The sequence below is a fragment of the Candidatus Hydrogenedentota bacterium genome (assembly GCA_018005585.1).
Taxonomy (GTDB): domain Bacteria; phylum Hydrogenedentota; class Hydrogenedentia; order Hydrogenedentales; family JAGMZX01; genus JAGMZX01.
Genome location: JAGMZX010000235.1, coordinates 1 through 5816, shown reverse-complemented (window position 1 = coordinate 5816; position 5816 = coordinate 1). Strand labels below are relative to the sequence as shown.

The following is a 5816-nucleotide window of genomic DNA, read 5'->3' as shown; positions in this document are numbered from 1 at the left end:
GGCCCTACGCTCTCGGTCCAATACGTGCTGCTGATGAACGAGGCTTGCGCGCCGGACATGGCTTCGCGTGTGCCGATGACCGCGCCGATGGGATGGCCATTGCCCAGCGCCTTTGCGAAGACGGCCATATCGGGGGTGACGCCAAGCCGCAAATGCGCGCCGCCATGCACGAGACGCCAGCCGATGGTGATTTCGTCGAAGACCAGCAGGCCGCCTTCCGCGTGGATGCCGTCGCGCACACATTCGAGGAACCCCGGCTCGGGGTCTTGATAGCGGCACGGTTCCAGGAATACCGCCGCGAGCCGCGAGCCATAGCGGTCACGTATGGCGGCGAACGCCGCACGGTCGTTGAATGGAAACGTGACCGCCGTGCCCCGCAATTCGCGCGGCACGCCAAGCGGGTCGAGACCCGGGAGCAAATGCCCACGCAGCGCGTCCCCTTCGCCCAGATTCGCGGCGAGATACCAGTCCTGCCAGCCGTGGTAGCCGCAGATGGCGATGAGCGAACGGTCCGTTGTAGCGCGTGCGATGCGCGCGGCCACGGCACAGGCCTCGCCGCCGCAGCGCGTAAACCTGACGCTTTCCGCCCAGGGATGAATGGCGCATAGCCTGTCGGCGAGCGCGACCTCTTCGGGGGCGTTCAGCGTACACATGCTACCCGACTCGACCCGTCTGACGACGGCACGGGTCACGTCCGGGTCGGCATAGCCCAAGAGACATGAGCCGACACCGTTGTGGGTGAAGTCGAAATAGCGGTGGCCATCGAGATCCCAGACTTCGCAGCCGTTTGCGCGGCTGAAGTACGCAGGCCACTGGTCCGGCAGGAACATCTCCGGGCGCTTGCTGAGCAACTGCGTTCCGCCGGGAATGCGTGTTTTCGCGTGCCGGTAAAGGGCGCCGGTCTGGCTTTCTTCGGTCATAGATCCGCTGTTTCCGTGCGATGTGCTCCCCACTCGCCGCAAGAGGCTGCATCTTATGCCACCGTGTGCCGCGATGCAATCTGCCGTCAACAGGGCGTCCGATGCGCGGGGCGGCGCCTGATTCCGTGAAACGCTTCGGCGCGGCAGGAATTGCGGCAGTCCGGGAAGTCCGGCTGGACCAGGGCGAGCAGCCTCGGTAGTATTAGCGGAAGGCGTTGTGAAGAAGCAGCAAAATACGGAGCCGTCATGTTGGAAGTGGGATTTGCAGCAGCGTGTATTACGCCGCCAGCCGGCGCGGAGATTCCTGGGCTCTTCGAGAGGCGTACCGCCTCGGGTGTCGCCGACGACCTGTTTGTGCGCGCCGTAGCCGTCGCAGGCAAGACAACGACGGTGGCAATCGCGCAGGTGGACGCGGTTGCATTGCCCCGGGATGTCGTGCGGGCCGCGCGGGCGCGCATCCGGCGTGAGACCGGGATTCCGGCGCAATGCTGTCTGGCCGCGGCTACGCATACGCACTCAGGCGGGCCGGTAGCCGGGATTTTCTCGTCCCGGGAGGACCCGAAATACCTGGAACAAATCGCGGGCGCCATTGCGGAAACGGTCACCAAGGCCTGGAAGGGCCGTCAGCCCGCATTTGCGGGGACAGCCGTCGCGCACGCGCCGGCCGTGGCCTTTAACCGGCGTTTTCTCATGAGGGACGGCACACAGGTGACACATCCGGGGAAAATGCACCCGGACATCATCTGCCCGGCGGGTCTCGCCGATGACACGGTGACCACGGTCGGTTTCCGGCACGCCAAGACATTCCAGCCGTTAGGCTGCATCGTGAATTTCGGTTGTCACGCGACTCACATGAACGGCGTGTTTTTTTCCGCCGACTATCCGCGCTGGGTCGTGGACACGCTGCAAGCCGCCTACGGCGAGGCGTTCGGCGTCGTTTTCCTGAACGCCCCCTGCGGCGATGTGACTCAGATGGACAACCTCAGTCCGCGCGCTGCCGAATTTGGCCCCTATTGGTGCGAACGGACCGGACGTGCGGTTGGCGCTGCGGCACTCCTGGGCCTCGCGACGACGGACTATGTAAAGGGCGCGGATATTGGGGCCGCGTCGACGCACGTGCGCAGCGCCATTCGCGAGAGCACGCCCGCCGAACGGAAGCGGGCGCGCGCGTTGTCTGATCGAAGCGGAGAGAGCGGCGTAACTGCCGAGACGTTGTACGCGCGGGAATTGCTGGAGGTTGAGAGAATGCGCGGCAAATCCCGTCGTGTTTCCCTGGAAGTACAGGCAATACGTATTGCCGACACCCTGCTCTGGACCGTTCCAGGCGAGTTATTCCAGGCGTTTGCGCTGGAAATCCGCGTGCGGTCGCCATTTTGCAGGACTTGCGGCGTTGAACTCGCGAATGGGTATTATGGCTATATCTGCACGCCGGAGGCCTACGGGGGCGGTGGCTACGAGGTGCGCATCGCGCGCAGCAGCTATCTGGCGGAAAACACGGGACCGCGCATTGTGGAAGCGGCGGCCGGCCTTTCGGAAACGCTGTACGACCAGGCACGAAAAGAACTCAATCCGTCTGCTCGAAGATTCTTCTGGCCCACGGTCGAGGACCCCGCCCTCGACGGCATTCGGTCCCTCGAAAAACGACGGCGTGGCTGATTCCCGCTCAGGCTATGGTCACGCTCTTGCCCAGCCGGGCCGATTCATAGCACGCGGCGAGCACCTTTTGTATGTGTACTCCCGCCGTGCCGTCCACGGGCGGCGCGGTGTTGTCCAGCACGGCCTGCGAAAAGGCCTCGACTTCGGCGCGATACATGTTCACCGGCGCGGGCGCGATGGTCATCATCTGTCCCGCCGCGCGGGCCTGTTGTGCCTCGTAGCCGCGGGCGGCTTCTTCGAGATACGCGCACATGCCGCCGGACTCGCCCTGGCCGATGGTGCCTTCGGCCAGCACGCACCCCTGCGAACCGTAGAGTTCAAGCCGGTTTCGCGAACTCGCATCTGGGACATTGAAGAGAACGTCCACGACCCCGCGCGCGCCATTCTCGAACTCGACCAGGACGACGGCGGTGTCTTCGCTGCGGTAGTCTTGAACGAGATTCGCAACGCTGCAACTCAGCCGCACAATGCGGCCGAAGAGCATTTCCAGGAGGTCCAGGCAATGCGCGCCGAGGTCCATCAACGTGCCGCCGCCGCCCGTGGCCGGGTCCTGACGCCATGCGCCCGGGATTGGCGGGTACCAGCAGGACAACTGCGCGCGTCCGAACACCGGGGCGCCGAGCCTGCCTGATTTTACGATTTCGAGCGCGGCCTGGTGCTGCGCGTGAAAGCGCATCATCAATCCCACGCCGAGTTTCACGCCGTTTGAGCGGCACGCATCCGCGATGGCTTGCGCGCCGGAAACGTCGAGCGCCAGCGGCTTTTCGCAGAAGACGTGTCTGCCGGAATCCGCCGCGCGGACGGCCTGCTCGACGTGCACGTGCACGGGCGTCGCGACGTATACGATGTCGCAATTGTCCGCGAGCAATTCCGCCCCGGTGGAACAGGCCTTGGCTCCGGTCATGTCCGCGACTTCCCGGACGGCCGCGGGGTCCGTGTCCGTTACCGCGCGCAATTCCGCGTTGCGCGCCTGCATGATGCCTTCGGGAATCGTGCGGCGGCGGGCAATGCCGCCGCATCCCAGAACGCCCCATTTCGCTTTCATGGCATGTCTCCCGGCGTCAGCTATTTTGCGTACGCGGCGATGACTTTCCTGATGCCCTTGGCGATGCCGCGGATGTGCGACTTTTTGTATGTCGGGAAAATGAACGTAATGAACGTGTGCGTCTGGTGCCAGACCGCGTTCGGCACGTCGACGTTCGAGTAGTCCGCCGAATCCGGGCGCGTGTATTCGCTGCTGCGGAAGGGGAATTTCGAATTGCCGAAGCCGTGGTGCTCGCGGAACGCGCGCTCGGTGTGGCATTGCGGCCAGAACACCTTCCAGCAAGGCGCGCCTTCCGCTCCCAACGCTTGCAGGAACTGTTCCATGTTGCACGACATATTGTCGATGTCGAGCGTGATCGGGAACACGTACCAGCCGTTGCGCCGCTCGGGCGTGTCGATGGGCAGATGCAGGACCTGCGGCACGTCGCGCAGCGCGTCCAACAGAATCTGGGCATTGCGGCGCCGCCGCGGCATGTTCCAGGAATCCATCCGGTCCAGTTCCGTCAGGCCGATGGCCGACTGCATCTCCGTCATGCGGTAGTTCCAGCCGAGCATATCGTGGATGTACGAAAGCTTCTGCTCCATCTCGAGCAGGCGCAGGCGGTCTCGCACGTTGTAACCGTGGTCGCGGAAGCTGCGGCAGCGCCACGCGACCTCCTCGTTGTCCGTGGTGACCATGCCGCCTTCACCGCCGGTTGTGAACGTTTTGTTCTGGCAGAAACTGCACGCCCCGGCGTCGCCTATTGCGCCGGTCTTGCGGCCTTTGTACTCGCCGCCGAACGCTTCGGCGTTGTCCTCGACCACGTAGAGGTTGTGCTGCTTCGCGAGCGCGAGGATCGGGTCCATGTCGGCGACATTGCCGTAAAGATGCACGGGCATAATCGCCTTCGTCCGCTCATTGATCAACTTGGCGGCCGATTCCACGCTCAGGCAGTGGTCGTCCCGGTTCACGTCGGCAAAACGCGGAATCGCGCCCGCCTGCAAGATAGAAAAGGAACTCGCGATAAACGTATAACTCGGCACGATCACCTCGTCGCCGGGTCCGATGCCGAGTCCCGCGAGTGCCGTGTGCAGGGCGCTGGTTCCGTTCGTGGTGCTGATGGCGAACTTCGAGCCTTGCCACTCCGCGAAGCGCTTCTCAAACTCCATGCCCTTCGGGCCGGTCCAATAATTGACCTTGCCGCTGCGCAATACCGACCGTACCGCGCGGATAGCCTTTTCGTCCAGACACGGCCACGCCGGCAGCGGCTCATCCACTGCTTTCGCTCCTCCATGAATCGCAAGTTTATTCTTCATGGTGTGCTCCCCTTTCTTCTGTCAAAGCAGGCCAAGCGTTTCCATATCGCGCCGCAATTCAGTCAGCCGCTCCGGGGGAAACGGCGCGCCGGGCCGTCGCGGCGGCCCCACGTCGTAGCCACGAAGCGACATCATCGCTTTTTCCGTGCCGCGGTTGCCGCCGTGCCGGAACAGGACCTCGATCACCTTGTTGACCTTGTCCTGCCAGCGCAGCGCTTCCGCCTGATCGCCGCGTTTGTACGCGCGGTACAGGTTTGCCACGTTCTCGATCTGATAGTTGTACGTCGAGCCGATGCCGCCACAAGCGCCGGTGATCAACCCCTGGAACAACTGCTGATCACATCCGTAGAGTGCATGAATGGGCCGCCGGGGCCGTTCGAGAACGCCCCAAAGCAGAAACAGGTCGGGCGAGGTGAATTTCAAACCGGCAAGCCCCGGAATCCGGTCCACCATCTCCGCGACTTCGTCCGCGGTGACGGCAACATTGGTGATGACCGGGATGTGGTAGTAGTACGTCGGCAACTCGGCGGCTTCTGAAATAGCGCGGAGGTGGTCAATGATCATCGGCCACGGTTGCCGGAACACCAACGGCGGCATGCTTGCAACCGCCGCGGCCCCGGCCTCGCGCGCGTCGCGGGCCAATTGAACGGCCTCGTCCGTGGACATGGCGCCCACGTGCGCGATGAGCGGCACCTGCACCGCGACTTCGCTTGCGACAATCTCTATGACGCGCTTGCGTTCCCGTGGCGTCATGTAGACGCCTTCGCCCGCGCTGCCGCACAAGAAGAAGCCGTTCGCACCCGCGTTGACCATATATCGCACCAGTTTGCGCAGATTGGATTCGTGGATTGCGCCCTCATTGTCAAATGCGGTCAATAAGGCCGGAAGAATTCCCTCGAT

Annotated in this window: 5 protein-coding genes; 1 reads left to right on the top strand and 4 read right to left on the bottom strand. The window is 63.6% G+C overall.

The window, feature by feature from the left end; all coding sequences use genetic code 11:
• Positions 1-1430: aminotransferase class III-fold pyridoxal phosphate-dependent enzyme (locus KA184_22865; GenBank protein ID MBP8132431.1), on the bottom strand; the 1430-nt coding region annotated here is incomplete at its 3' end.
• A 180-nt stretch (positions 1431-1610) separates the two neighbouring features.
• Here KA184_22865 and KA184_22860 point away from each other — a divergent pair.
• Entirely contained in the window at positions 1611-2576 is a 966-nt protein-coding gene (locus tag KA184_22860) for a hypothetical protein (GenBank protein MBP8132430.1), read from the top strand.
• 7 nt (positions 2577-2583) lie between these two features.
• On the opposite strand, the gene KA184_22855 is transcribed toward KA184_22860, so the two are convergent.
• From KA184_22855 to KA184_22845, 3 genes are all read right to left on the bottom strand, one after another.
• The gene (locus KA184_22855) at positions 2584-3621 is read right to left on the bottom strand and encodes a Gfo/Idh/MocA family oxidoreductase (GenBank protein ID MBP8132429.1); all 1038 of its coding nucleotides are present in this window, start codon (positions 3619-3621) and stop codon (positions 2584-2586) included.
• 20 nt (positions 3622-3641) lie between these two features.
• Positions 3642-4916, bottom strand: coding sequence for a DegT/DnrJ/EryC1/StrS family aminotransferase (locus KA184_22850; protein ID MBP8132428.1), 1275 nt, complete (start codon positions 4914-4916; stop codon positions 3642-3644).
• A 21-nt stretch (positions 4917-4937) separates the two neighbouring features.
• A partial coding sequence (locus KA184_22845; protein ID MBP8132427.1) for a dihydrodipicolinate synthase family protein occupies positions 4938-5816 on the bottom strand: 879 nt, incomplete at its 5' end.

What these genes read in the sequence shown, in the direction of transcription:
- KA184_22850 (MBP8132428.1), bottom strand. Translation starts at nt 4,916, where the DNA reads ATGAAGAATAAACTTGCGATTCATGGAGGAGCGAAAGCAGTGGATGAG.
- KA184_22860 (MBP8132430.1), top strand. Translation starts at nt 1,611, where the DNA reads ATGAGGGACGGCACACAGGTGACACATCCGGGGAAAATGCACCCGGAC.
- KA184_22855 (MBP8132429.1), bottom strand. Translation starts at nt 3,621, where the DNA reads ATGAAAGCGAAATGGGGCGTTCTGGGATGCGGCGGCATTGCCCGCCGC.